The sequence below is a fragment of the Paenibacillus sp. 1A_MP2 genome, assembly GCF_052244825.1.
Taxonomy (GTDB): Bacteria; Bacillota; Bacilli; order Paenibacillales; family Paenibacillaceae; genus Paenibacillus; species Paenibacillus vandeheii.
Genome location: NZ_JBQQCS010000001.1, coordinates 1,144,012 through 1,168,322 on the forward strand (window position 1 = coordinate 1,144,012; position 24,311 = coordinate 1,168,322).

Here is a 24,311-nt window from a genome sequence, read left to right on the forward strand (position 1 = left end):
AATCCCTGTAGCCGCGCGGTAAACTAGCGGAAGATGAAAGTGAGCAGCCGGATGGCAAGAGCTCAACCTTCTACACTCTTCTGCCCATGCGGGTGCAGGGAACCGGAAATAAGGAGGACAAAATGAACATGACACAAACACAACAGACGGAGAAGGTCAAGAAGGTCGATCTTAGAGGCCGTGATTTTATTGAATTTACAGATTATACAGCGGAGGAAATTCGCTATTTGCTGGACCTTGCGATTGAGATTAAAGGCAAACATAAAAACGGCGTGCCGTATCAGCCACTCCAAGGCAAAACGATCGGACTCATTTTTGAAAAATCATCTACGCGTACCCGTGTATCCTTTGAAGTAGGCATGTTCCAACTAGGTGGTCACGCGCTCTTCTTGAGCAAAAACGATATTCAACTCGGTCGCGGCGAAACGACACATGATACAGCTAAAGTCTTGTCACGTTACCTGGATGGCATCATGATTCGGACCTTTGGACACCATAATGTGACTGAACTAGCAGAACATGCGGATGTTCCAGTTATTAACGGCCTGAGTGATGCAGCACATCCATGCCAGGTACTCGCAGACTTCCAAACCGTGCTGGAGCACAAAGGCAAGCTGGAAGGTCTGAAAATGGCTTATGTCGGAGACGGCAATAACATGGCGCATTCCCTGATGCTTGGTGCAGCCAAGATGGGTATGCATGTAGCAGTAGCGACTCCGGGAGGTTATGAGCCTGACAGCGAAGTGGTTGAGCAGGCGCGCAGCATTGCACAGGAGAGCGGCTCGCAAGTGACTGTAACCTACAGTGCACAGGAAGCTGTGAAAGATGCAGATATCGTGTATACGGATGTATGGGCAAGCATGGGTTTTGAAGAGGAACAGAAGGTTCGTGAACAAGCATTCGCCGCGTATCAGGTGGATGAGGAACTGATGAAAGGCGCGAAGCCGGATTATATGTTCCTGCACTGCCTGCCAGCTCACCGTGGAGAAGAAGTGAGTGCCGGAGTTATTGACGGTCCAAACTCCCTGATCTTTGATCAGGCGGAGAACCGGCTGCATGCGCAGAAAGCGTTAATGGCCGCGTTAATGAGCGAATAGACGCTGTTTGCCTGAATGGGTTGATTTTAGGCATAGATTTCGCGATGATAGATTAAGCAACTGAACTTGGGGAGGACCATTGAACATGGCTAAGGAAAAAATCGTACTCGCTTATTCTGGCGGGTTGGACACATCTGTAATTTTGAAATGGTTGAAAGAAACATATGATGCGGAGATTATCGCATTTACGGCGGATATCGGACAAAAGGATGAACTGGACGGCCTTGAGGAAAAAGCTCTCGCTACAGGTGCTTCCAAAGTATACATCGACGATCTGCGCGACGAGTTCGCCAAAGATTTCATCTATCCAATGTTCCAGGCAGGCGCCCTTTATGAAGGACAGTACCTGCTTGGTACAAGTATCGCACGTCCGCTGATCGCTAAACGTATGGTTGATATCGCTCGTGCAGAAGGTGCTACAGCGATTGCTCACGGCGCTACGGGTAAAGGGAATGACCAGGTTCGTTTTGAGTTGAACGCAGCTGCGTTGACACCAGACATTCAAGTCATCGCACCTTGGCGTCTGGAAGAATTCCGCAACCAGTTCCCGGGACGTGCTGAGATGATAGCTTATGCTGAAAAACACGGCATTCCGGTAACGGCGTCGGCGGCTAAACCGTACTCCACAGACCGTAACCTGCTGCATATCAGCTATGAGAGCGGTGTGCTCGAAGATCCTTGGTTCGACCCAAGTACGGACGAGAACAAGGACATGTTCCTGCTCAGCAGTGCACCTGAAGATGCACCGGATCAAGCGGAATATGTTGTACTTGATTTTGAACAAGGTAATTGTGTTGCACTGAATGGTGAGCGTTTAAGCCCACTGCAAGTGATGGAGCAACTGAACGAACTTGGTGGTAAACATGGTATCGGTCGTGTGGACATGGTTGAGAACCGCTTTGTTGGCATGAAGAGCCGGGGCGTATACGAGACACCGGGTGGAACCATTCTGTTTACTGCACACCGCAAAATGGAATCCATCACGATGGACCGTGAAGTCATGAACCTGCGTGACAGCCTGATCACACGTTACAGCACACTCGTTTACAACGGCTTCTGGTTCGCACCGGAACGTCTGGCGCTGCAAGCACTGGTAACGGAAAGCCAGAAAAATGTAACAGGTACCGTTCGGGTGAAACTGTATAAAGGCAACATCATTGGCGCAGGTGTGAAAAGCCCTGTCAGCCTGTACAACCCGGACATTGCCACAATGGAAGCTGATCCAACACAAGCATACGATCAAGGGGATGCAACGGGCTTTATCCGCCTGAATGCATTGCGTTTGAAAGTAAACTCCGGTGTGGAGCAAAACAAAAACTAATTTCATCTGCATATAGAGCATCACGATTATAACTGACAAGGCGGGCCGTTCTTGCACATCTGGCAGGAGCGGCTTTGTCCATGAGCGAAAGGGGAGCACTCACTGTGAGCAAGCTGTGGGGAGGACGTTTTACCAAACAAACCAATCACCTGGTTGAGGAATACACAGCGTCAATCAATTTTGATAAAGCGTTGGCCGAGGAAGATATTCAAGGAAGTCTGGCTCATGTAACGATGCTGGGCAAATGCGGCATTCTTCCGGCAGAGGATGTAGAAACGATCAAGGAAGGTTTGATCACCGTTCTGCACAAAATCCGCGCAGGCGAAGTGGAATTCTCCGTATCGGATGAAGACATCCACATGAACATTGAGAAAAACCTGATCGATACCATCGGCCCTGTAGGTGGCAAATTACATACAGGACGCAGCCGGAATGATCAGGTAGCAACGGATATGCATTTGTACTTGCGTGAGCGCGTGGTTGGATTTGTTGGCATGCTGCACTCGTTGCAGGAAGCGCTGATCGGACAAGCCAAAGATAATCTCGATACGATCGTACCGGGATATACGCATCTTCAACGTGCACAACCGATTCTGTTCGCCCATCACCTGATGGCGTATGTATCGATGTTCCAACGGGATGCGGAGCGTCTTATGGACAGCTACAAACGCATTAACGTTTTGCCGTTGGGTGCAGGTGCCCTTGCAGGCACAACGTTCCCGATTGATCGTCATTTTGTGGCGGAACAACTGGGCTTCGACGGTGTCTACGAGAACAGTCTGGACGCGGTCAGCGACCGTGACTTTATCGTGGAGTTTCTGGCAGCCGCTTCGCTGATCATGACTCATTTATCCCGTCTGAGTGAAGAACTGGTCCTGTGGAGCAGCACGGAGTTTGGTTTTGTTGAACTGGACGACGCATTCTGCACCGGCAGCAGCATTATGCCACAGAAGAAAAACCCGGACGTTCCTGAACTCGTTCGTGGTAAAACAGGACGTGTGTACGGCAACCTGATCGGTTTGCTGACCGTACTGAAATCTCTGCCGCTTGCTTACAACAAGGACATGCAGGAAGACAAGGAAGGCATGTTTGACACTGTGGCGACGCTGGAGGGTGCGCTTCAATTGTTCGCACCGATGATCGCAACGATGACGGTCAACAAAGGACGGATGCGTCAAGCGGTTAATCAGGATTTCTCGAACGCTACGGATATTGCGGACTTCCTCGTGGGCGAAGGTTTGCCGTTCCGCCAAGCGCATGAGGTTATTGGTAAAACGGTATTGTACTGTATCCAGAACGGCAAGTACCTGCTGGATCTGACAATGGATGAATTCCGTCAATTCTCTCCGCTGTTCGATGAGCGTATTTATGACGTGCTGCAACCGGAAGCGGTTGTAAATGCCCGTAATGTTTATGGCGGCACAGCTTCGAATCAGGTGGCTGAAGCAATTGCCCGCAGTGAGAAGGTGCTTGAAATGACAGAGCAATGGATTACCAATCGGGGTTAATGTCACATTTACTATAGTGAAAAAGAGTATGAAATGTAAAAGCAGGCCAGAGATTTATTCTCAAGGGCCTGCTTTTTGTGTATTACAGAGATCAGAAGCTTGTTCTGGTCATTGGAGTGCTAGTGTAAATATCATTAGTTGAACTTATAAAACTTATATAGTTATTCCCTGTACATATCCATGTAAAATGCAGTTGCTACATTTAAATTTCTCGACTAGACGCGTTTAGGTAGAGGCAACCATTTCAATACATTCTGAATCTTCTTGTCCCAATAGCCCCACTCATGTTCACCGGGTTCCTCCTCATAGGTCAATTGGAGATCGGTCTGGGAACAGGCTTCACGGAAGGACTGGTTCTGCTCATACAGGAAGTCTTCCGTACCACAGCATTGATAGAGCAATGGCCGAGGTCCACTGCTCGCATGGTTCTCCTTCAGTAGTTGCAGCAGATCGTTCTCCGAGCCTGCAATCTTCGGCCCAAAGATACGTTCCATTTCGGCCCGCCAGAGTGGGCTGGAATTCATATTATCCAAATGCGCTACCATGTCGAGCGCTCCCGACAAACTTGCCGCGGCAGCGTATTGATCCGGTTTCCGAAGCGCAAGCTTGAATGCCCCGTAGCCACCCATGGACAATCCGGCAACATAGTTGTCTTCACGTTGGTGAGATAGCGGGAAGAAGGAACGCGCGAGTGCAGGCAGCTCTTCGCTAATGAACGTCCAATAACGTCCACCCTCAGCCATATCCGTATAGAAGCTGCGATGAACCTGAGGCATCACAACGGCAATACCAAGGTCGGCAACATATCGTTCGATGGATGTACGGCGCAGCCAGATGGAGTCATCGTCCGATAGACCGTGCAGCAGATACAGTGTGGGATGCAGTCCTTGGCCCGATACGCTCTCCATACCAATCTGATTTTGGGTTTGTTGTGGCAGGATAACATGCATGCTGGTGCTTAGACCAAGCGTGTCCGAGTAAAAATTACATTGAATAAGTGCCATGTGTTAAATTAACCCCTTTCATAATTCATTGATGAAGGTCCTGAATTGAAACGAGAGGATGGATCTGGAGTGGAAATGGCTCCAAAGTGTCTGTAGTAAACAGGTTATACGTAAATCACTTTCGACGCAATAACAAGATCCACTGTAGAAACAAAGAAAATAAGCGCTTCCAAAATCATATGAATTTTTATGTGGGAACAGTAGATATGAACAGAAATCGGAGATTCCATTCACCATGTTGTTCGCTCTCTTTACAGCGTAACAATGTTATGTTACACTGTTTTCAACGTAAAGGGGGACCATATATGACGGATGATTTGATCTCCAAGAAAGAATTGCTGGACCTGACGGGCATCTCCTACGGCCAGTTATACCGCTGGAAGCGGAAGAATCTCATTCCAGAGGAATGGTTTATTCGGAAGTCGTCCTATACCGGACAAGAGACTTTTTTTCCAAAGCAACAGATATTACTGCGGATTGACAAGATTCTCAATATGAAGGACGGATTGTCTCTGGATGAACTGGCAGACGTGTTTTCACCAACTTTGGGTGAAGTGGAAATGTCCGCTGAGCAGCTATTGGAGCGAAACATTGTTTCGAACATTTCGCTCGAGCTGTTGAATGAAGCATGCCGGGAGCGGCCGCTGTATGCATTGGATCAGATCATGATGCTCTATGTCCTTGATAAGCTGCTAATGAGCGGGGATATTACCCGCCAGGAGGGTACAATGCTCATCGACGTCATGTCGGAGCATTACTATCGTTTCACAGGCAAACCAAGCGAGCTGGTGCTTATTCGCAAGATGGGTGTCCCTTTATTCATGCTGGTAACGGCAGGGACGGAGCTTTATTTTGACAATGGTGTGAAGGTTGTTCTTAGACAGCCCATGGGAACGTTTATGGAAGAGCTGAAACTCAAATTGGGATAAGGAGTGGGTCATATATGGAGGAACGTAATTTGCGAAACGATCTGAACGTAGCAGGTTTGAGCCAAACGGCAGGCGGGGAATTTCACCGGGTATCCATTGATGGCATGGCTAAGGTAAACGGTAACCTGGACTGTACCTCCCTTAATGTGAATGGAACATTGAAGATGCATGGAGCTTTGAGTGCAGAAAGTGCAACGATTAACGGCATGTGCACGCTGAACGGCCCTTTGAACAGTTCTCGTGTTCGTGTGGATGGCTTGACTACGATTAATGGAGACCTCCATAGCCCTGAGCTTGAAGTTAACGGGAAATGTACCGTACGCGGACGAGTGAATGGGGAACGAATCGATATTGGTGGCGTGATTGATATTGAAGGTGACGTACAATGCGAGTCCCTGAACGTACAGGGCAATATTAAAATCAGCGGCTTCCTGAATGCGGGAACGGTAGAGATCAGGTTGCATACATCCTCTTCGGCCAAAGAGATTGGTGGGGAGCGCATTGATATCCGTCGTAAGGAACAGACTGGCTTTTGGAAAAGTATTGGACTGGGCGGTACACCTTCATTCAAGACATCCTTGATTGAGGGGGATGAAATCGTGCTGGAAGATACCGAGGCAGATATTGTTCGTGGCAACAAGGTTCATATCGGTCGCGGATGTAACGTCAGAGTGGTCGAATATTCGGGTGAACTAGAGGTTGATCCAGATGCCAAGGTGGGCAGCAGTCAGCGAATTTAATTTTGATTTGGAGTGAAAGGGATGTGATCGACATGAATAATCATTTTGCCAGTTCAATGGATAAAAAACATGACATTAGCATCATCGGCGACGGCAGTTCTTCTGGTGGTGTATACGGAAAGATCAAGGTAGTAGGGGATGCCTCGTTTAATGATAAACTGATCTGTGATCAATTCAAATGTACCGGTACATCGGTCATATACGGATCTCTTGAATCGACAGATATCAAAATTACGGGAACCCTTACCCTGAAAGACCAGGCTGCTGCTGATAATGAAGATCAGGAGGGGCATTATGCTTCTAACCTGTATGCAAAAGCTGAACATATGAAAGTGGTAGGGGAGCTTCATGTATCAGGCGATTGTCAGGTGGAGGATATGAAGCTGAACGGCCGTTTTACGATAGCGGGTATGCTCAGCGCTGAACAAATGACACTCAAAATCATGGGTCCATCCGAGGTTAGGGAAATGGGCGGATCCATCATTTCAGTGAAGAGCGGCAAGGGCAAACTGTTCGAAGGTCTATTTTCGGGCAGAAGTCAGTACTTAAGGCAGGGATGATCGAAGGCGACGATATCGAATTGGAGTATACAGAGGCAGAAGTTGTTCGAGGGGATAAAATAAAAATTGGCCCCGGCTGCCGGATCGGCACGGTGGAATACCGCTCTTCTCTGCAAATTCATACGCTATCGGAAGTTTTGGTGCAAAGCAATCGGTCCTTGGACTGATTATCCGCCGTAACTTTTCGGATATACTAATTCAGTCATATGAATCGGTTGTGAATGGGAGAGATTGAGTACAATGGCTACACGTAAAAATAATATTGGATTGGTGCTGGCAGGGCTGCTGCTGAGCATACTGATGGCTTCGATGGACAATACCATCGTGGCAACAGCTATGGGCGACATTGTCGGGAAGCTGGGTGGGCTTGACAAGTTCGTATGGGTTACTTCTGCGTATATGGTAGCCGAGATGGCGGGTATGCCAATCTTCGGTAAGTTATCCGACATGTATGGAAGGAAGAAGTTTTTTGTTTTCGGAATACTGGTATTTATGCTTGGCTCCGCATTATGTGGAACGGCAACAACAATCGTCGAGCTGACGATGTACAGAGCTATTCAAGGTATTGGTGCAGGTGCACTGGTGCCGATTGCCTTTACGATTATGTTTGATGTGGTCGCACCAGAATCACGAGGCAAATTGGGCGGTTTGTTTGGAGCCGTGTTCGGCTTGTCCAGCGTATTTGGCCCACTGCTGGGTGCTTACATTACGCAGTATGCGACATGGGAATGGGTATTTTATATCAACCTGCCGCTTGGTCTGATCGCGTTTGTGTTTATTGCATTCTTCTATAAGGAATCGCATCAGCATCAATCCCAACAGATTGACTGGCTGGGTGCAATCACACTGATTGGTGCGGTGGTCTGTCTCATCTTCGGGCTTGAACTGGGTGGCAAAACGTATGCTTGGGGCTCGTGGCAGATCCTCGGTTTGTTTGCCGGATTCGTGGTGCTTGCACTGCTATTCCTGTTTGCAGAAACGAGAGCCAAGGAACCAATCATCTCGTTCGGCATGTTCCGCAACCGGGTGTACTGGTCTAGTAACGTCATTGGCATGTTCAGTGGTGCGGCGTTTATTACCGCATCCGTGTACATTCCGATCTTCATTCAGGGTGTTCTTGGTGGCAAGGCGACCAACTCTGGTCTCGTGCTGTTGCCAATGATGCTTGGATCCGTTGTGACGGCGTCCTTGGGTGGGGTCCTGATGACCAAAATCAAATATCGCAGCATTATGATTCCTACGCTGGCCTTGCTGGTGGTTGGTCTTGGCTTGCTGACAACGCTGGATGAAAGTTCATCTTTATGGACGATTCGTATATATATGGTGATGGTTGGTCTTGGTGTCGGAGCTTCATTCTCGGTACTCAGCAATGCAGCCATGAACGCGTTTGAACCGCAAAGACGCGGAGCAGCGAGCTCCACACTTAACTTCCTGCGTTCGCTGGGGATGACGATGGGCATTACGATCTTTGGTATCGTGCAAAGCCAAGTATTTACTCGCAAAATGAATGATGCCCTCGCCGGATCAGCGGCGGAAGCGGGTGGAACGGGTGCTCCTGCAGGCGGCGTGCCTCAGGGAGTGGATCTGAGCGATCCACATGCATTGCTGTCACCAGAGCTGAGAAAGGCGATTCCGCCTCAGGTGCTGGATGCCATTACGCACGCGCTGTCTTCATCCATCGTGCAGCTCTTTGCCTGGGCTGCGATCCCGGCTGCACTGGCGTTGATTGCTGCATTCTTCATGGGTAAGGAGAAGATGGTTATAGGTGAAGAGCAGGGAGAGTACACAGGCGGACATTAAAAAGGTCTGGTCTGATCCATACACAATATGAATCTGTAGAACAATTCTATAGAACTAATTAAGACACATCTCTGAGGAGCCCAAGTATGGGGAACGGGAGATGTGTCTTTTTCTGTTTGTTATTATTTTGCTGAGTTGGACCTATCCATGTGTATGTGTAGTGGCCCTCCAGTGGGAGAAAGTTTAAGGCTGCTTCGTGTCGCTGATCCCATCCTCTACGACAGAAGGCTCCTTGGGATCAGGGAGGTTGGTATGACCAGAGCGGGCAATCAGGCGGTTCTGGGCTTTGTACGTATCACGTGTAATGGTTTTGGATTCGACGACTTTGCCATCTACCCTTTTGGTGCGCAGTGTCTCCACAATATATCCGGGCTGACCATTCTGGAGCACCTGCTGGGCACCGTCAGGCAGCACATTGCTCGATACATATTTCACGGGAACACTTAACGTCTCAATCGTACGGGATTCCAGTGCATAACTGACGTTTTCCGGGAAGGTGCCGAAAAATTTAACTGTTAACCTCCCGCCCTCTACTTTGGCAAGAATGAGCAGGGACTTACCGGTATTGTTTTTGAACCGAAAATTGATCGAACCTGAGGCGAACGTGGCATCGAGTCCCTTTGGCAAATATTTGACGGGCAGGGAGTGATTGCGACGCTCTACAATGTCCAGTCCGGTTAAGAGAGCTGCATTATAGACTGTACTCGACACCTGGCAGATGCCGCCTCCAATGCCAGGGGTCAGCTGCCCGTTTACGATGACCGGGGCTTCCCGGAAACCGTAGTCTTCTTCGGCTTTACGGATGACCTTCTCATAATCAAATGTACCATTTGGCGGTAAAATCAAGCCGTTAACCGCTTGCGCTGCTGCACTGACGTTATGTATCCGGCCTTCACTACTGTTTCCGAGGCCAGTGGAGAACTGAATGATTTTCCGATCAATTCCCTCCTGGCGCAGCGAATTAAGGGTCACTTCAGGTTGCAGCGTATAAAGTGGCAGCTGAATCAGTAGAGGGTTCGGCTTCGTATCATGATCCAGTGCAGCGAAATCCCGGTGCAGTTTAGCCTGCATCAGGTTCCCGAGTTCATCCCAGGCGATCCGGCGGACGCCTTTTTCCGGGATGTATTGCACTTTGTCACTTGCGGTAATGCGGCGGACAGCGTCCGCAGGTGAACCGAAGGTTTCCTTTTCCCAGGCAGGATTAAGTTGTTCTTGCAGTGATTTTGAATTATACGTCAGCTTCAGGGACCATTCCTTGGTGAAATGATATCGGGCGTAGGCTCGCTCCCACAGATTGCCTTCGTCCAGCTGCTGTACGGCAGCCCGGAAGTCGTCAGCGCTGTAATTTGCACCCGTCTGGGCGGCGGTGAACGTCATCATTTTGGCTGCCGGATCGTCCACCTCAAGAGTAACTGGCCACTCCTTCAGTTGTTTCAATCGCGCATCCAGTGCTTGCTGCACCTCCTTGCGATTCATACCTTCCAACGACCATTCCCCAACACGCACATCTTTCGGTAGAGCAGGCTGGTTCACGTACATATACAGCAATCCATAGGACGCGGAACCGATCAAGAGGATAGAGAACAGAATAATGACCGTCAAATGTATTTTTTTCATATCCGTACACTCCTTTGTACTTCTGTTGTTCCGCAATTCGTAACACTTTCCATATATATGATCCTATGATGGAAAACTTTCGGGTACTCAATAGGTAACAAATTTGTTACAATAAAACTCATATGAATCCAAGCTTCACCATCGAAAATAGGGCGAAATGGATTTCTCCTGATGAAATTCAGGTCTTTTTAAAGGAAATGCCGGGATTGTGTCGAAATGATAATGGCTAACTATGCAACGGGAAGTGATGATGTGATAGAAATGCAGGACGTGTGGAAGACCTACGCCAATGGTACCCACGCATTACAAGGGGTGTCGGTGAAGATCGACCGCAATGAATTTGTCTATATCGTCGGTCCGTCCGGCGCAGGCAAATCGACATTTATGAAATTGATGTACCGTGAAGAAGTTCCGACCAAAGGACAAATATCCATTAACGGATTTAATATCGGGAAGTTAAAGCCACGCAAAATTCCTTATGTACGCCGGAATATCGGCGTTGTGTTCCAGGATTTCAGGTTGCTGCCACGCATGACCGCATTTGAGAATGTGGCATTTGCCATGGAAGTTATCGAAGCGCCGAAGCGTCACATCAAGAAGCGAGTGATGGAAGTGCTTGATCTGGTAGGGCTGCGCAGCAAGGCGAACCGTGAACCTTCGCAGTTATCGGGTGGGGAACAGCAGCGTATTGCCATCGCGCGTGCCATCGTGAACAATCCGTCTGTTATTATCGCGGACGAGCCTACGGGGAACCTTGATCCGGAGACGTCATGGGGCATTATGCAGCTGCTGGATGAAATTAATTTTCGCGGGACAACCATTGTGATGGCGACCCATAACAAAGATATCGTGAATACGATGCGTAAACGGGTTATTGCGATTGAACGCGGACAGATTGTACGGGATCAGATGAGAGGGGAATACGGTTATGAATTTTAGTACTCTCTTGCGCCATTTGCGGGAGGGATTCAAAAATGTATTCCGCAACGGCTGGATGTCCGTGGCCTCCATCATGTCCATTATCGTGTCACTGCTTATTCTGGGTGTGTTCATGCTGCTGGTGCTCAACGTGAATTCCATGGCCAACCAGGTGGACAGCCAGGTCGAGATCAGTACGTATCTCGAACTGAACGTGGATGAGAACCTGCGTAACACGCTGGAGCAGGAAATCAGTGCCATGCCTGAAGTCAGTGAAATTCGTTTTGTCTCCAAAGAAGAAGGACTCAAGGAGTTCCGTGAACGTCTGGGATCAAGTGCAGACAACGTGCTGAGCGGTTTCGATGTGGATAACAACCCACTGCCGGAGACCATTGAAGTAGAGGTCATTGAACCGGAAACCGTCACTTTTGTGGCGCAAAAAATCGAAGCATTGAACGATAAACATCCGGAGAAGCCGATCATGAAAGTGAACTACGGCAAAGAAACGGTGGAAGTGTTGTTCAAATTTACAAAGCTTGTTCGGAATATCGGATTTATTTTTGTCGGGGACTGGGTTTGATGTCCATGTTCCTGATCTCGAATACGATTCGCGTAACGATTCTGGCCCGGCGCCGGGAGATTGGTATTATGAAACTGGTTGGAGCCACCAACACGTTCATTCGCTGGCCTTTCTTTGTTGAAGGGGCATTGATTGGATTGATCGGTTCGGCGATTACGGTAGCGGTACTGTTCTTCGGCTACAGCCGACTGATGGCAACAATTGGTCAGGATGTATTCATGCAGATGCTTAATCTGATTCCACTCGGCGATATTTGGCTGCTGTTTGGAACACTCTTGATTGGACTTGGTGTGCTGGTTGGTATTTTGGGAAGTACATTGTCCATCCGCAAGTCTCTTAACGTTTAATCGAAAAAGAATGGCAAAGCAGGTTCACTACTGAACGCTGTTTGACGATATGTAGTAAAGACGGAGTCTTTAGTGTAAAGAAAGCAAAGAACATGCTGTTCACCACCTGTGCAGGTTGCTTTCTTGTGAAATCATAGGATGGGGGATCACATTTTGAAAAAACAGCTTCGCTGCTGGCTTTAACGTTATTGGCCAGTTTGACGCTTCAACCTTCTGACGGATATGCCAAGAGTAGCATTAGCGACATTGATCAGCAGATTCAGCAACTGGAGAGCAAGGCGGCTTCGGCCAAAAAGGAGCAGCAAAAGGCTGCCAGCAACAAAAAGGAAGCCCAGCATTACAAGAACAAGACCAATGCTTACTTGAAAGTGGTCATGGAACAGATCAATGTGGTTAGTGATGAGCTGGCAAACGTATCCTTGCAGATTGAAAATACGGAAGAGGATCTTCGGACAACGAAAAAAGATCTGCAAGCCGCAGAAGAACGTATCGTTGCAAGAGAGAAATTGCTTGAATCACGTGTACGGCTGATGTATACAGACGGTGCCGTTTCGTATCTCGATGTGTTGTTAACCTCAACAAGCTTCTCTGATTTTCTGACTCGTGCCGATTCACTAAAAACGATTGTGGATCAGGATCAGCATCTGCTGGATGAACACAAAAAGGACAAGCAGCTCGTCGTGGACAAAAAGGCAGAACTGGACGTGCAATATGCAGAAGCTAAGAGTCTATATGCGCAGAAGAAACAGCGCAAGTCCCAATTGAACGAGAAGGAACAGGAGAAGCAAGTGCTTCTCGCTTCCTATGATGCTAAAATTGAAGAATCGGAAGAGCTGACGCAAGAACAGGAAGACGTATTGATGCAGATTGCAAGCAAGCGTTCATCCCTTCTCCAAGAGAAAAACAAATTGCGTGAACAGCAAGCGGCCGCGGCCGCCAAAGCAAAAGCAGCAGCAGCTGCACGTGCGGCGGCAGCTGCGAAGGCGCCGACCAAGGTCAGCACAGGCAGCAGTGAGACCAGTGAGACCACGTATTCAGCGGGGAATGGCATTTTCTCCAAACCCGTATCCGGTGGACGTATTTCTTCTCCATTCGGTCGGCGTACACACCCTATTACGGGGGAAGTGGGAAAAATGCATAATGGTGTTGATTTCGCTGTTCCTGTGGGTACCTCAGTTCATGCTGCATCAGGCGGTATCGTAATCATGGCTGAGTGGTACACTGGATACGGCTATACCGTTATTGTAGACCATGGTGGCGGTCTTTGGACATTGTATGGTCACCTGCGTGAAGGCGGATTTAAGGTGAGCAAGGGAGATACGGTCAGCAAAGGCGATCTTATTGCCGAATCAGGCAATACAGGCAACTCTACAGGACCTCACTTGCACTTTGAAGTTCGGGATAATGGTACGGCAGTCAACCCAATGAATTATCTATAATAGATGGATTGCAAGGGAATGGAATAAACATATTCCGTACAAGCTAGGCATATACTAAGCTGGCATGTTCAGGGAATGTTTCACGGAACAATTGAATTTGACACGCTTCAATACTAAAGGCGGTGACAAACGGATGATGAAGAAAAGATCGGCCCTGCTGCTTGTCATTGTAGCCCTTCTTGGAGGCAGCCTGCTTACACTGGTGCTAATGAGTTCCCCAGGCCTAGCAAAGACGGCACCTGGTGAAGGATTGCTTGCCAGTGTAACTGGCACGGCACAGCAGAAGAACGATTTAAAGAAGATTGAAACCGCGATGGATTTGATCTCAAGCAACTATTATAAAGACGTGGATCGAACCAAACTCATTGATGGTGCGATCAACGGCATGATGGAATCCCTTGGTGATCCGTACTCCAATTATATGGGACAGGAAACAGCAGCCCAGTTCGAGGAATCGATTGAAGGTTCGTTTACCGGAATCGGTGCAGAGGTATCCTCTCAAGACGGGAATGTCGTCGTGGTATCGCCGATCAAAGGATCACCTGCCGAAAAAGCGGGTATTCGTGCGAAAGACATGATCATGTCCGTGAATGGTGAATCCCTGCAAGGTTTGGAACTGAACAAAGCCGTTAACAAAATCAGAGGTCCAAAAGGCAGTGAAGCGAAGGTGCAGGTTAAACGTGCCGGATCTTCCGAGCTAATTGAATTTGTCATCGTGCGTGCTGATATTGATTTGGAAACGGTCTACGCCCACATGGAGGATAACGGTGTTGGTGTGATTAGCATCACTCAATTCTCGCTGAATACTGGCGATCGCTTTAAGGAAGAACTGGCGAAGCTGGAGAAGCAGAACATGAAGGGCCTGATCATTGATGTACGGAATGACCCGGGTGGTGTTTTGCAGGTCGTTATTGATATTGCAGAACAATTTGTTCCCAAAGGCAAGGTTATTGTTCAAGTCGAAGACAAGAACGGTAAAAAGGAACAAAGCAAATCAAACGGATCAGGTAAATCCTATCCAATTACGGTTTTGATGAACAAGGGCAGCGCGAGTGCGTCAGAAATTTTGGCTGGTGCATTGCAACAGTCGGCAGGCGCAACGTTGGTTGGAGAAACTCCTTTGGTAAAGGAACCGTACAGACGAGTTATGATAAGCAGATGGGTGATGGCAGCTTGCTGAAAATCACCATCGCGAAATGGCTGACTCCGAATGGAGACTGGATTCATGAAAAAGGCATCAAACCGGATATTGCGGTGAACCAGCCGGATTACTTCTCGGTGGCACCAATCAATAAAGAAAAATTACCTTTGAAATACGACAGCAATAGCACGGATGTGAAAAGTGCGCAGACGATGCTGAGAGGACTTGACTTCAAGCCGGATCGTGTGGACGGATACTATGACCAGAAGACAGAAGAAGCGGTCAAAGCATTCCAGAAACAAAAAGGCATTCAGGCAACAGGCCAGATTGACGAGAAAACCGCGGAATCACTTGAAGCGGCTCTGATTGAACGCATTGCCAATCCTCAATATGATGCACAGCTGAAGCGCGCGATTGAAAATGTCTCAAAGGATATTTCATCCGCTGTGTCGAAACCATAAAGAAGGCTGATTTTCAGCCTTCTTTTTTCTGAACCGGCTGAAGGAGAGGAGTGACCATCCACAATGGAATGGGCTTGGCCATGGTTAACTACATTAGGGGAAGCATTGTTGCAGTTGTTTATTCAGCCGTTTTATTATATTGCGGTAATCTTGATTGCACTCGTTTATCATCGTCAACTATTGCAGGAACGTAAATTGTTCCACGTTCGTCTGCAAAGCTCGATAACACAGACCATTCGTGCAGTGCTCGGAGGTATTCTGATCGGTGTAATGGTCTCCATCGTGTCGCTGTTTCTCGGGGCACATCTTACACTGGGCAGCCTCATCTGTATATGGGCAGCAACGTTATTTCTGGCCTTATTCCGTATCCGATACTTATGTTTTGCTTATGCTGCAGGTTTGCTTGGTGTGTTGCAGTTTGGTTTAAATATGGCTTCGGGCTGGCAGCCCGCAGGATGGATAGGAACTGTCACCGAAGCCTTACGTGAGCTGGATATGCCTGCACTTCTTGTGCTCGCAGCTGTATTACATATCGGTGAAGCACTGATGGTTCGTATGCAAGGGGTATCTATGGCATCGCCGCTTCTCTTCGAAGGCAAACGCGGCAAGCTTGTCGGAGGGTACCAGCTGCAGCATTTCTGGCCGATTCCGTTACTGATCCTAGTTCCAGTTACGGGCGGGGCAGCATTACCATGGACCGCCTTAATCAGCGGAGGAAATGGCTACATGCTGGTTGCACTGCCGATTATGCTTGGATTCGGAGAGGTGACTCAAAGTATGCTCCCGGGAAAAAAGTTCAGATTTCCGCAAAGCGATTGCTGTTATATGGGACAGGGCTGCTTGTGCTCAGCCTTCTGGCTGCGTGGTGGTCTCCACTCATGATTGTTGCAGCTTTGGCTGCTTTCATTGGACATGAGTTCCTGGTGTGGTATAGTGGCTTCGAAGAACAAAACCGCAGCCCGCTGTTTGTTCACCCTGAGCACGGCTTGAAGGTGCTGGGTGTCATTCCCGATAGTCCTGCGGAAGACCTGGGGATTGAAGCAGGAGAGACCCTGTACAAGGTGAATGGCGTGCTGGTACATTCGCCTGAGCAATTACATCGCGCCTTGCGCATGAATCCGGCTTTTTGCAAGCTGGAGGTACGCAATCATCAGGGAGAGAGCAAGTTCATGCAGCGGGCGATCTATGAAGGCGAGCATCATCAACTTGGCGTCCTCATGGCTCCGGACAATCATGAAGCCTGGGCGCTCCGCTTGCGTCCGCTAACCCTGTTTCATATCGTAACTCTCAAGTTGTTTGCAAGACGTCGGAAAGACAAGCATGAGGTTGAAGCTCCACTGGCACTGCCGCCAGCTCCTGTGGGAGAGAAAAAGTCGATAGAGATGTAATAATTAAAGGGTATTTCCTCCGCCTAATGAGGCAGGGGAGATACCCTTTTTGCTACTTATTTTTCAACATGAAAATGGCGATTTGTGTCCGATCTCGCAAACTAAGCTTGCCGAGAATATCAGTAACATAGTTTTTGACCGTACCTTCGCTCAGAAATAGCTTTGCAGCGATTTCTTTATTGGACAGCCCTTCAGAGATAGCCTCTGCAACAGCTAGTTCCATACGAGTTAGGCCGTAAGAGTCAATGGTTTCATGGGTCTGAGCCGATGCAGCAGGGCGGAGCAGAGTCGCTAGCTTACGAGCAATATCAGGATGAATCAACATATCCCCGTTATGTACAGTCTTGATCCCTTGAATGATTCGGTCAGGTGGCACAATTTTGAGCAAATAACCGCTGGCCCCGTTTTGCAAAGCCTGAATAATATACTCATCATCGTCAAACGTGGTAAGCATCAGTACACGCACGTCAGGGAAGCGTGTCTTAACGATTCGGGTACCTTCGACTCCGTCACCATCGGGCATGCGAATATCCATAAGTACAACGTCGGCAGGTGTTCCTGACTCCAGCAGTTCGAGAGCTTCTCGTCCGTTGGAAGCTGTACCTGTAACGCTAATAACGGGATCGAGTCCAAGCAGGACTTTAAGACTTTCACGGATAAAGGAATCATCATCCGCAAGGATCAGCCGAATGGACTGAGGTTGGACAGAATGGCTCGGGTTATTTAATTCATTCAGGTCAGACATGAGCAAATCACTTCCTTTTTCATATCAGTTCAGCTTTGTTCGTTATGGGCAGTCGTGTAATCACCGTATAGGGATAGTCCGACTTGATTTCCAGTTTCCCTCCAACCAACTGTGTGCGTAGACGCATTCCTTCAAGCCCCATGCCGAGCCCTGTAAACGCTGCTTTTACACTCGGGTTAGCACGAGATCCTTCATGGCTTCCTTTTGTTTGTTCCTTCGCGGAAAGGGTATGGATCTTCCCATCGTTGCTGATAGACATACAGATCTCTCTTTCTCCAAATTCCAATTCCACCGTAATCGTAGTGGCATTTCCATGACGGAGGACATTGGTCAGGGCCTCTTTAGCATTTTTGTACAAGACGATCTGTATGCTGGGATAGAGTACATGTGAATGCCCACGCACTTCGTAACGCGTCTTCACACCCGTTTCCCGGCCAACGTCTTCCAACAGACGATCTAGTGCGTAGGCATCGGATATATAAGAGTTTGGCCGCAATTTGTGGAGCGTGGTTCGCATGTCATCCATACTGGCGGCCAATTGATCCCGAATCTGTCTCACCATTTCCGTGCCCTGTTCCGGATGTATAGGGAGGGTTAGAAGGGCTGCGTCAGACATCATTTTGGTGCGAATCAGGCGGTGACCAATGTCATCATGAAGCTGCCGGGATATTCGGGTACGCTCCTCAACCTGTGCAGCTCCTTCAAGTTGCTTCGTGAATTGCAGCAATTGCTCTCGTGCGTCCTGAAGCTCGTAATGTTTACTGCGCAGCTCATCATACACCTGTTCAAGCTGTCCCGGCTGCTCGCAGTTCTAGACCCCTGCCAAGAGAGTGTTGCGGTGATGAGCAGGAGCAGGTTACCTGTAACCCGAGCCATTGTCTCTTGGGTGAAGGTAAAAGGAATGGCAGTGTTTGTGTGAAGTATAAGCCATGCATGAAGCCCCTGTGGTGGGGCGTAATACCAATGTAACGCGATATTGCTGGCGATAAGCTGAATTGCGAGCATTAACCAGCGCTGGGCCCCATCTAGTCTGTACATGTACACATAAAGCGCAGATAAGGAGAGGAAAAACATAAATGGGCCATATAGAGCGATCAGCCAGCAGCTGAAAAGGATTTCGGCCACAAGCAGCAAACGCTGCATACCTGAACGGGTGAAATCTTTCCACACCGCGAGTCCAAGTGTAATGATAATATACAGCGTATAGCTATCTTCTTGTTCCAGGGGCAGCACCAGAATGTACAGGACCGAGGGAACTATAAGTAAACCGTATTGCAACAACCGCATCGGCATATGTCAGAGACATCCTTTATTTTAAAAGTGAAGGTATACCTTCCGGTAATCTATGTCGATTATATCATAGGCAGTTTTCTCATCCGAAGATGACTTAAGTCACCTTTGTTTCATGACCTTTCGTACCTTCGCAGAAGATCACAATTCGTTACAATACAGATATATAATTCAATGGTAGGAAGCTGGACGGAAGAGGAGTGCATAATCTATGGCTATGCTAGAAGTTGATCATGTAGTAAAACGATACGGCAGCAAGCTCTCGGTGGATCATTTAAATCTGAGTGTCGGTAAAGGTGAAATTTTTGGATTGCTTGGACCCAATGGAGCAGGGAAAAGTACCACTATTAGCATGATTGCCGGTCTTTTAAAGATTGATCAAGGTGAAATTCGGTTGGATGGCATATCGGTCAAGGAACGGCCGCTTGAAGTGAAACGCAAAATCGGGCTGGTACCACAGGATCTGGCTCTATACGAAACGATGACTGCTGCGGAGAATGTAACTTTTTTTGCCCGGTTGTACGGACTTCGTGGAAAGATGCTTAAAGAAAGAGTGCAGGAATCCCTCGAATTTGTAGGATTGCAGGACAAAGCGAAGGATACCCCATCCACGTTCTCTGGCGGGATGAAACGCAGGCTGAACATTGCGTGTGCCATTATGCATCGCCCGGATTTAATCATCATGGATGAACCGACAGTGGGTATTGACCCGCAATCGCGTAATCATATTTTGGAGTCTGTCCGCACGCTTAATCAGATGGGATCAACCATCATTTATACAAGTCATTACATGGAGGAAGTAGCTGCAATCAGCCACCGGGTAGCGATTATGGATCAGGGGCATATCATTGCCTGCGGCACCGAAGCAGAGCTGAGAGAACGGGTTGCATCCGAGGAAAAAATCGTTCTGACCACTTTGGGCGTCGGTCCCGCTGTTGTGGAGGAGTTAAAGCTTCACCCCCGTGTCCGGGCGGTAGAAGTATCAGACAATATATTGACCATTACGCTGCCATCCGCCCAGCAGGATCTACAGGATATGCTTTTCATTTGCAGCAAACATGAAATTTCCATCCAATCGCTCAAGGTCGAAGAGCCTGATCTGGAAACGTTGTTCCTCAATCTGACCGGACGTACGCTTCGGGACTAGGAGGATCTCAGATGAACATATGGCATATTTGCATCTTTGAGCTGAGACGGATTCTGAAAATTCGCTCGGTTCTGCTGAATCTGTTTATTCTGCCGCTGCTGCTCATCTTTATATTGGGTACTGCACTTTCCAGTACAATGGGCACGGCAAAAGAAGCCATTCCTGACCCTGTGAGAGTAGGAATCATTCAGGCTGAAGAAAATTCCGGTTCCGGTGCGATCAGCGAAGCTTTGAATACATTTGTGACATCCCCGGCGGTAGCCGACATGATGAAGGTACAGAACATTTCTACGGAGGAAGAGGCTGTAAGTGCACTGCGACGTGGTGACATTGATTTTGCCGTAGTTGTCCCATCCAATCTGGAGGAGCAGATCATGAATGGGGAAGAAGCGAGGTTGCAATGGATACTGGGGAGAGATGGCACGCTCAATGTTGTGGGTGAAACATTGTTTACCCGGTTTACGGATGAACTGAACAGGCAGGTCGCTATGGTAAACGTATTTGGTCCCGAAGTGGTCGCTGCCATGGCTTCCTCTTCTGAATCAGACGCTGCCAATTCCTCTTATATTGCTATAAGCAGCCCTGGAAAGGCCGGGACATCATACAGTGCCTCCCAATATTATGCAGCTTCTATGCTGGCTATGTTCATGCTATATTCTGGACTGACGACCAGCAACAGCCTCTTCGGCGAGCGTGATAAAAAAACGTTAACCCGTCTGCAGGCTGCCCCAATAGGCAATGGCGTTATCTTTGCAGGGAAAATTGCAGGAAACAGCCTGCTTGCCTTTATGCAGGCCATCATTATTGTACTGATGACACACTGGTTATACGGCGTAAATTGGGGTACACATCCATGGCTGCTTGTTTTGATCTGTGTGCTGATCACGCTGGCTTCCATGACTCTCGGCGTGATTGTCGCCCTGGTCTGCAAAAATGTTGCATCGGCAAGTGCTGCTCTACAGGGCATAATCATTGCGATGACGTTTATCAGTGGTGGCTTCACACCCATAGCGTCCGATTTTGTACAGCAGATTAGCGAATTTACGGTAAATCATTGGGCTCTTCAGAGTTTTTTGCAAATGATGCTTAATGCTTCACTAAGTCAGATTATGTACAATATCATGATGCTTGGTACGGTAGGTGCAGTATTATTGGTACTTGCGGCATTGATCTACAGAAAGGCGGGATACCGCTATGAATAGTCTGAATATTGCCTGGTTAATGATTAGACGCACACTTGGACGTAAGTGGGGTTTCATCACATTTCTCCTTCTTCCTTGTTTAGTCGTCACAGGGGCAGTTTCGATATTTGGGGGCAGCATGAAACGCGTGCAATTATTCCCTATATAAACGAGGATCATGGTGCGGCAGGTGCGATGATTGTGGATGAACTTGCCCGCAAGGAGGAGTATCTGCTCAAGCCAATGGATGATGTAGCGGAGCTTAAGGAAGCCATCGCCCAGCAAAAGGGGAGTTCCGGCATCATCATTCCGGCGCATTATACAGATGATCTGCTGCAAGGCAAGCAAACGAAAGTACAACTGGTAGAACTTCGTGTAAGTGAAAGCTCCTATACATTAAGAGCCGCGGTTGAAGGTTTGGCAGCCGGGCTGAAACAGTCTGCAACAGCAGTGTTGACTACAACAGGTAGTCCTGCTGGTGCGGCCCCTGATCCTGTATTAAACCAAGAGAAATTCGAACAGTTGTTACAGGAAACGAGCAAACATCAAATTTCGGGTGAAGCAACCGATCTTCACATTTATCCGAAACCGGGTCTGAACAATGTGACGGGATTTACAATCATGTTCATGATGGGTTTGCTTACAAGTGCAGTAGCCGTCATAATGGAGGACCGCAGGCAGCGTACGATGGCACGAGTCTACACAGCTCCGGTCCACGCCTATGAAATCGCGCTGGGTAATTTTCTGGGAAGTTTTGCGATCGGTTTGATCCAAATTGTCTTGGTGCTGGGGATTAGCCGATGGGTGCTTCATTACGATGCGGGAATTCCATTTGGTATCCATCTTCTCATCCTGGCCGCGTTTATGCTGGTTTCGATGGGGATTGCGAGTACGGTTGCCGGATTGATTCGTGAATCTAAAAATGCAAACATGCTGAATTCACTAATCATCACACCGACGTGTATGATTGGCGGCTGTTTCTGGCCACTGTCAATCATGCCGGATTATATGCAGAAACTCGCTAATTTTGTTCCTCAGAAATGGGCGATCCAGGCGGTTGAAACGATCTCCGCTGGTGGTACGATATCGGATATTGCCCTGCCGCTGCTGATTCTGTTTGGGATGGCAGCCATCTTGCTGACGGTGGGTTCTGCGATTCTTCGTCCAAGTCAGCCAGGCGTGGATGCATAATGTATGAAATCGGTTGTAAGTTGAAGGTGATCCATCAGGTGCCATTACCATAAAACGAAGAAAATAAATGATCTGCTGTTTAGCAATAGGAGATAGAAGTAAAACAAAAGCACGCTCTGCTGAATCGAATTCAGTAAAACGTGCTTTTTATAATAGTGCTAGGATGTTTCATACGAAATGTTGGCGATTAAGGCTGGAGTTGACGCAAGACGGTAATTTCCACACGTCTATTTTTTTGCCGTCCTGCGGCGGTGGTATTATCCCCAGTTGGGCGGGTGTCCGCGTATCCGGCATATTGAAAACCGTCAGGGTCAAGCTTTTCTTTGTCGATAAAAAATCGCAATACAGACAGTGCGCGTTCACCGGAAAGCTCCCAATTGTCTTTATAGGTAGCATTCGCCCCGACAGGAACGTTATCCGTATGGCCTTCAATGCTGACAACGGTGCTCAGATCACGGAACAGGCTTGCTAATTTGCTCAGCGTGGGGGCAGCATCGCTTTTGAGGGCTGCTTGTCCCTGATCAAACAGGAAGCGGTCACTGAGTGTAATGGAGATGCCCTGAGGCTTGTCCGCAACAAAAATCTGATTTTCCAGTTTGTTGTCCTCGATATACTGAGTAATTACATTGAAGAGATTTTGCAGTTCCAGTTCCTGTGATCTGAATTGCTCTTCCCGCTCCGTAAGTGGCTGATTATCATCTTCTGACGTACCTGTCTCGGAGCCGGAAGAAGATCCTTCGCCTTCTCCGGGTTCTTCTCCCTGAATCTGGGAAGGTGGATTTTTGATGATGGCTTGTCCCGCTGTACCGGCAATCCCTTCACCTTGGTCAAGCAGGGAATTGGATTGGTTAAATGTATTTTGCAATGATTGAGTAACAACATCATATTTACCAGAATCCAGATGGCTCATGGCATACATGATCACAAAAAAGATCAGCAGCAGGGTAATGAGATCGGCATAGGTAATCATCCAGCGATCTCGATGATCTCCAGGTTCACGTTTTCCGCGCCGTTTACTGCGCCGACTCATCCAATCCCTCCTTCACTACAGGACGTATAATCTGGCGGTGAGTGAGTGTGAAGGACTCCAGCCGTTTACGCACGAGCTGGGGGTTCTCCCCGTTCTGGATAGAAAGTACTCCTTCGAGCAGCATTTCCATCGTCTGAATTTCGTCTGCGCCACGGGATTTAATTTTGGACGCAATGGGTAAAAAGATAAGATTGGCACTGGCGACCCCGTACAGGGTTGCGGTAAAGGCAACAGCGATCGCTGGTCCGAGTCCTGTAGGATCGGTCAGACTGCCAAGTACCTGAATAAGTCCCATTACGGTACCAATGATCCCCATCGTTGGGGCATAACCGCCTGCTGATTCAAAGATTTTGGCATATCCATCATATTTTTGTTCGACGGAATCAATCTCCATCTCCATGATCTGGCGAACAACATCCTGATCTGTGCCATCGACAACCATCTGAATACCATCTTGCAAAAATGGATGCGGATGGTCCATCACTTTTCGTTCCAGTGCAAGTACGCCTGAGCGGCGAGCAATTGAAGACATATCTACAAGTTCTTCAACCCACTGGCTTGAGTCATTGTTATTACGCCCAAAGGCCATGCGGAGGGCGGCAGGAATCGTACGCAGCCGATGTGCAGGGAAACTGGCAACGACTGCAGCAATCGTTCCACCAAATACAATTAGAGCAGCCGTCTTTTGCATCAGACCGGATAATTGGCCGCCTTCCCATAAAAAACCACTAATGACTGCGGCAATCCCGGCAATAATGCCGATAAGTGTCGCAATATCCATAAATTAACCCACTCCTATCTTTACTTCGCGATTGCATCACTTGCATAGACTTGGTATAATTAAACGGGAACAAATATTCCTATTACTATAAGTTTT

General features: G+C 48.2%; 20 protein-coding genes and 3 pseudogenes. 16 read left to right on the forward strand and 7 right to left on the reverse strand.

The annotated features are described in order from the left end of the window. The first annotated feature begins 128 nt into the window (after positions 1 to 128). From argF to argH, 3 genes are all read left to right on the forward strand, one after another. Positions 129 to 1,097 (forward strand): ornithine carbamoyltransferase, encoded by a 969-nt coding sequence (gene argF, locus ACTWJ7_RS05680; RefSeq protein ID WP_301880016.1) that lies wholly within the window; start codon positions 129 to 131, stop codon positions 1,095 to 1,097. Between the two features lie 85 nt (positions 1,098 to 1,182). Continuing rightward, a complete protein-coding gene (locus tag ACTWJ7_RS05685) occupies positions 1,183 to 2,418 on the forward strand; it encodes an argininosuccinate synthase (protein ID WP_079350374.1) in 1,236 nt (411 codons plus the stop codon). A gap of 104 nt (positions 2,419 to 2,522) precedes the next feature. After that, positions 2,523 to 3,926 carry an argininosuccinate lyase gene (gene argH, locus ACTWJ7_RS05690; RefSeq protein WP_079350399.1) on the forward strand — a complete coding sequence of 468 codons (1,404 nt, stop codon included), beginning with the start codon at positions 2,523 to 2,525 and terminating at the stop codon, positions 3,924 to 3,926. Positions 3,927 to 4,141: 215 nt separating this feature from the next. Here argH and ACTWJ7_RS05695 read toward each other — a convergent pair whose 3' ends face one another. Further along, on the reverse strand, positions 4,142 to 4,930 hold the full coding sequence (locus tag ACTWJ7_RS05695; RefSeq protein ID WP_301880015.1) for an alpha/beta hydrolase: 789 nt from the start codon (positions 4,928 to 4,930) through the stop codon (positions 4,142 to 4,144). A 305-nt stretch (positions 4,931 to 5,235) separates the two neighbouring features. Here ACTWJ7_RS05695 and ACTWJ7_RS05700 point away from each other — a divergent pair, with 305 nt between their 5' ends. From ACTWJ7_RS05700 to ACTWJ7_RS05720, 5 genes are all read left to right on the forward strand, one after another. Next, positions 5,236 to 5,859, forward strand: a complete 624-nt coding sequence (locus tag ACTWJ7_RS05700) for a YhbD family protein (protein ID WP_301880014.1) — start codon at positions 5,236 to 5,238, stop codon at positions 5,857 to 5,859. 14 nt (positions 5,860 to 5,873) lie between these two features. Further along, the gene (locus ACTWJ7_RS05705; protein WP_301880013.1) at positions 5,874 to 6,599 is read left to right on the forward strand and encodes a polymer-forming cytoskeletal protein; all 726 of its coding nucleotides are present in this window, start codon (positions 5,874 to 5,876) and stop codon (positions 6,597 to 6,599) included. Between the two features lie 32 nt (positions 6,600 to 6,631). Next, entirely contained in the window at positions 6,632 to 7,159 is a 528-nt protein-coding gene (locus ACTWJ7_RS05710) for a hypothetical protein (protein ID WP_443145184.1), read from the forward strand. Further along, positions 7,156 to 7,326 (forward strand): hypothetical protein, encoded by a 171-nt coding sequence (locus tag ACTWJ7_RS05715; protein ID WP_443145185.1) that lies wholly within the window; start codon positions 7,156 to 7,158, stop codon positions 7,324 to 7,326. Before ACTWJ7_RS05710 ends, ACTWJ7_RS05715 begins: the two co-directional genes overlap by 4 nt. A 73-nt stretch (positions 7,327 to 7,399) precedes the next feature. Next, on the forward strand, positions 7,400 to 8,959 hold the full coding sequence (locus ACTWJ7_RS05720; protein WP_301880011.1) for an MDR family MFS transporter: 1,560 nt from the start codon (positions 7,400 to 7,402) through the stop codon (positions 8,957 to 8,959). A gap of 183 nt (positions 8,960 to 9,142) precedes the next feature. On the opposite strand, the gene ACTWJ7_RS05725 is transcribed toward ACTWJ7_RS05720, so the two are convergent. Continuing rightward, positions 9,143 to 10,576, reverse strand: coding sequence for a VanW family protein (locus tag ACTWJ7_RS05725; RefSeq protein ID WP_301880010.1), 1,434 nt, complete (start codon positions 10,574 to 10,576; stop codon positions 9,143 to 9,145). 252 nt (positions 10,577 to 10,828) lie between these two features. On the opposite strand from ACTWJ7_RS05725, the gene ftsE reads away from it, so the two are divergent. The 5 genes and pseudogenes from ftsE (at position 10,829) to ACTWJ7_RS05750 (ending at position 16,850) form a co-directional block, all read left to right on the forward strand. After that, positions 10,829 to 11,515 (forward strand): cell division ATP-binding protein FtsE, encoded by a 687-nt coding sequence (gene ftsE / locus ACTWJ7_RS05730; RefSeq protein ID WP_024631580.1) that lies wholly within the window; start codon positions 10,829 to 10,831, stop codon positions 11,513 to 11,515. After that, a pseudogene (gene ftsX, locus ACTWJ7_RS05735) lies at positions 11,505 to 12,421 on the forward strand (permease-like cell division protein FtsX). Before ftsE ends, ftsX begins: the two are co-directional and overlap by 11 nt. A gap of 188 nt (positions 12,422 to 12,609) precedes the next feature. Then, entirely contained in the window at positions 12,610 to 13,860 is a 1,251-nt protein-coding gene (locus ACTWJ7_RS05740) for a murein hydrolase activator EnvC family protein (protein ID WP_443145186.1), read from the forward strand. A gap of 133 nt (positions 13,861 to 13,993) precedes the next feature. Continuing rightward, a pseudogene (locus tag ACTWJ7_RS05745) lies at positions 13,994 to 15,462 on the forward strand (S41 family peptidase). 63 nt (positions 15,463 to 15,525) lie between these two features. Further along, positions 15,526 to 16,850 (forward strand): annotated as a pseudogene (locus tag ACTWJ7_RS05750) (PDZ domain-containing protein). Between the two features lie 52 nt (positions 16,851 to 16,902). On the opposite strand, the gene ACTWJ7_RS05755 reads toward ACTWJ7_RS05750, so the two are convergent. Genes ACTWJ7_RS05755 through ACTWJ7_RS05765 form a run of 3 tightly spaced genes read right to left on the reverse strand, consistent with a single transcriptional unit; the run spans position 16,903 to position 18,888 of the window. Then, positions 16,903 to 17,595, reverse strand: coding sequence for a response regulator (locus ACTWJ7_RS05755; RefSeq protein WP_301880007.1), 693 nt, complete (start codon positions 17,593 to 17,595; stop codon positions 16,903 to 16,905). Positions 17,596 to 17,614: 19 nt separating this feature from the next. Continuing rightward, positions 17,615 to 18,322, reverse strand: a complete 708-nt coding sequence (locus ACTWJ7_RS05760) for a sensor histidine kinase (protein WP_443145187.1) — start codon at positions 18,320 to 18,322, stop codon at positions 17,615 to 17,617. Next, positions 18,226 to 18,888, reverse strand: coding sequence for a hypothetical protein (locus ACTWJ7_RS05765; RefSeq protein WP_443145188.1), 663 nt, complete (start codon positions 18,886 to 18,888; stop codon positions 18,226 to 18,228). Before ACTWJ7_RS05765 ends, ACTWJ7_RS05760 begins: the two co-directional genes overlap by 97 nt. Positions 18,889 to 19,096: 208 nt before the next feature. On the opposite strand from ACTWJ7_RS05765, the gene ACTWJ7_RS05770 reads away from it, so the two are divergent. The 3 genes from ACTWJ7_RS05770 to ACTWJ7_RS05780 are packed head-to-tail and all read left to right on the forward strand — an operon-like array spanning position 19,097 to position 22,404. Next, positions 19,097 to 20,032 carry an ABC transporter ATP-binding protein gene (locus tag ACTWJ7_RS05770; RefSeq protein WP_301880004.1) on the forward strand — a complete coding sequence of 312 codons (936 nt, stop codon included), beginning with the start codon at positions 19,097 to 19,099 and terminating at the stop codon, positions 20,030 to 20,032. Positions 20,033 to 20,043: 11 nt separating this feature from the next. Further along, entirely contained in the window at positions 20,044 to 21,234 is a 1,191-nt protein-coding gene (locus ACTWJ7_RS05775) for an ABC transporter permease (protein ID WP_301880002.1), read from the forward strand. 45 nt (positions 21,235 to 21,279) lie between these two features. Beyond that, the gene (locus tag ACTWJ7_RS05780) at positions 21,280 to 22,404 is read left to right on the forward strand and encodes an ABC transporter permease (RefSeq protein ID WP_443145189.1); all 1,125 of its coding nucleotides are present in this window, start codon (positions 21,280 to 21,282) and stop codon (positions 22,402 to 22,404) included. A gap of 187 nt (positions 22,405 to 22,591) precedes the next feature. Here the strand turns inward: ACTWJ7_RS05780 and ACTWJ7_RS05785 are convergent, their stop codons facing one another. Then, a complete protein-coding gene (locus ACTWJ7_RS05785) occupies positions 22,592 to 23,434 on the reverse strand; it encodes a flagellar motor protein MotB (protein ID WP_301880000.1) in 843 nt (280 codons plus the stop codon). Further along, positions 23,418 to 24,215 (reverse strand): flagellar motor protein, encoded by a 798-nt coding sequence (locus ACTWJ7_RS05790; RefSeq protein WP_301879999.1) that lies wholly within the window; start codon positions 24,213 to 24,215, stop codon positions 23,418 to 23,420. Before ACTWJ7_RS05790 ends, ACTWJ7_RS05785 begins: the two co-directional genes overlap by 17 nt. Positions 24,216 to 24,311 lie beyond the last annotated feature (96 nt).

Coding starts and splice junctions, on each gene's coding strand:
- argF (WP_301880016.1), top strand. CDS start 129: ATGACACAAACACAACAGACGGAGAAGGTCAAGAAGGTCGATCTTAGA.
- ACTWJ7_RS05685 (WP_079350374.1), top strand. CDS start 1,183: ATGGCTAAGGAAAAAATCGTACTCGCTTATTCTGGCGGGTTGGACACA.
- ACTWJ7_RS05695 (WP_301880015.1), bottom strand. CDS start 4,930: ATGGCACTTATTCAATGTAATTTTTACTCGGACACGCTTGGTCTAAGC.
- ACTWJ7_RS05700 (WP_301880014.1), top strand. CDS start 5,236: ATGACGGATGATTTGATCTCCAAGAAAGAATTGCTGGACCTGACGGGC.
- ACTWJ7_RS05705 (WP_301880013.1), top strand. CDS start 5,874: ATGGAGGAACGTAATTTGCGAAACGATCTGAACGTAGCAGGTTTGAGC.
- ACTWJ7_RS05710 (WP_443145184.1), top strand. CDS start 6,632: ATGAATAATCATTTTGCCAGTTCAATGGATAAAAAACATGACATTAGC.
- ACTWJ7_RS05715 (WP_443145185.1), top strand. CDS start 7,156: ATGATCGAAGGCGACGATATCGAATTGGAGTATACAGAGGCAGAAGTT.
- ACTWJ7_RS05720 (WP_301880011.1), top strand. CDS start 7,400: ATGGCTACACGTAAAAATAATATTGGATTGGTGCTGGCAGGGCTGCTG.
- ACTWJ7_RS05725 (WP_301880010.1), bottom strand. CDS start 10,576: ATGAAAAAAATACATTTGACGGTCATTATTCTGTTCTCTATCCTCTTG.
- ACTWJ7_RS05755 (WP_301880007.1), bottom strand. CDS start 17,595: ATGTCTGACCTGAATGAATTAAATAACCCGAGCCATTCTGTCCAACCT.
- ACTWJ7_RS05765 (WP_443145188.1), bottom strand. CDS start 18,888: ATGCCGATGCGGTTGTTGCAATACGGTTTACTTATAGTTCCCTCGGTC.
- ACTWJ7_RS05770 (WP_301880004.1), top strand. CDS start 19,097: ATGGCTATGCTAGAAGTTGATCATGTAGTAAAACGATACGGCAGCAAG.
- ACTWJ7_RS05775 (WP_301880002.1), top strand. CDS start 20,044: ATGAACATATGGCATATTTGCATCTTTGAGCTGAGACGGATTCTGAAA.
- ACTWJ7_RS05785 (WP_301880000.1), bottom strand. CDS start 23,434: ATGAGTCGGCGCAGTAAACGGCGCGGAAAACGTGAACCTGGAGATCAT.
- ACTWJ7_RS05790 (WP_301879999.1), bottom strand. CDS start 24,215: ATGGATATTGCGACACTTATCGGCATTATTGCCGGGATTGCCGCAGTC.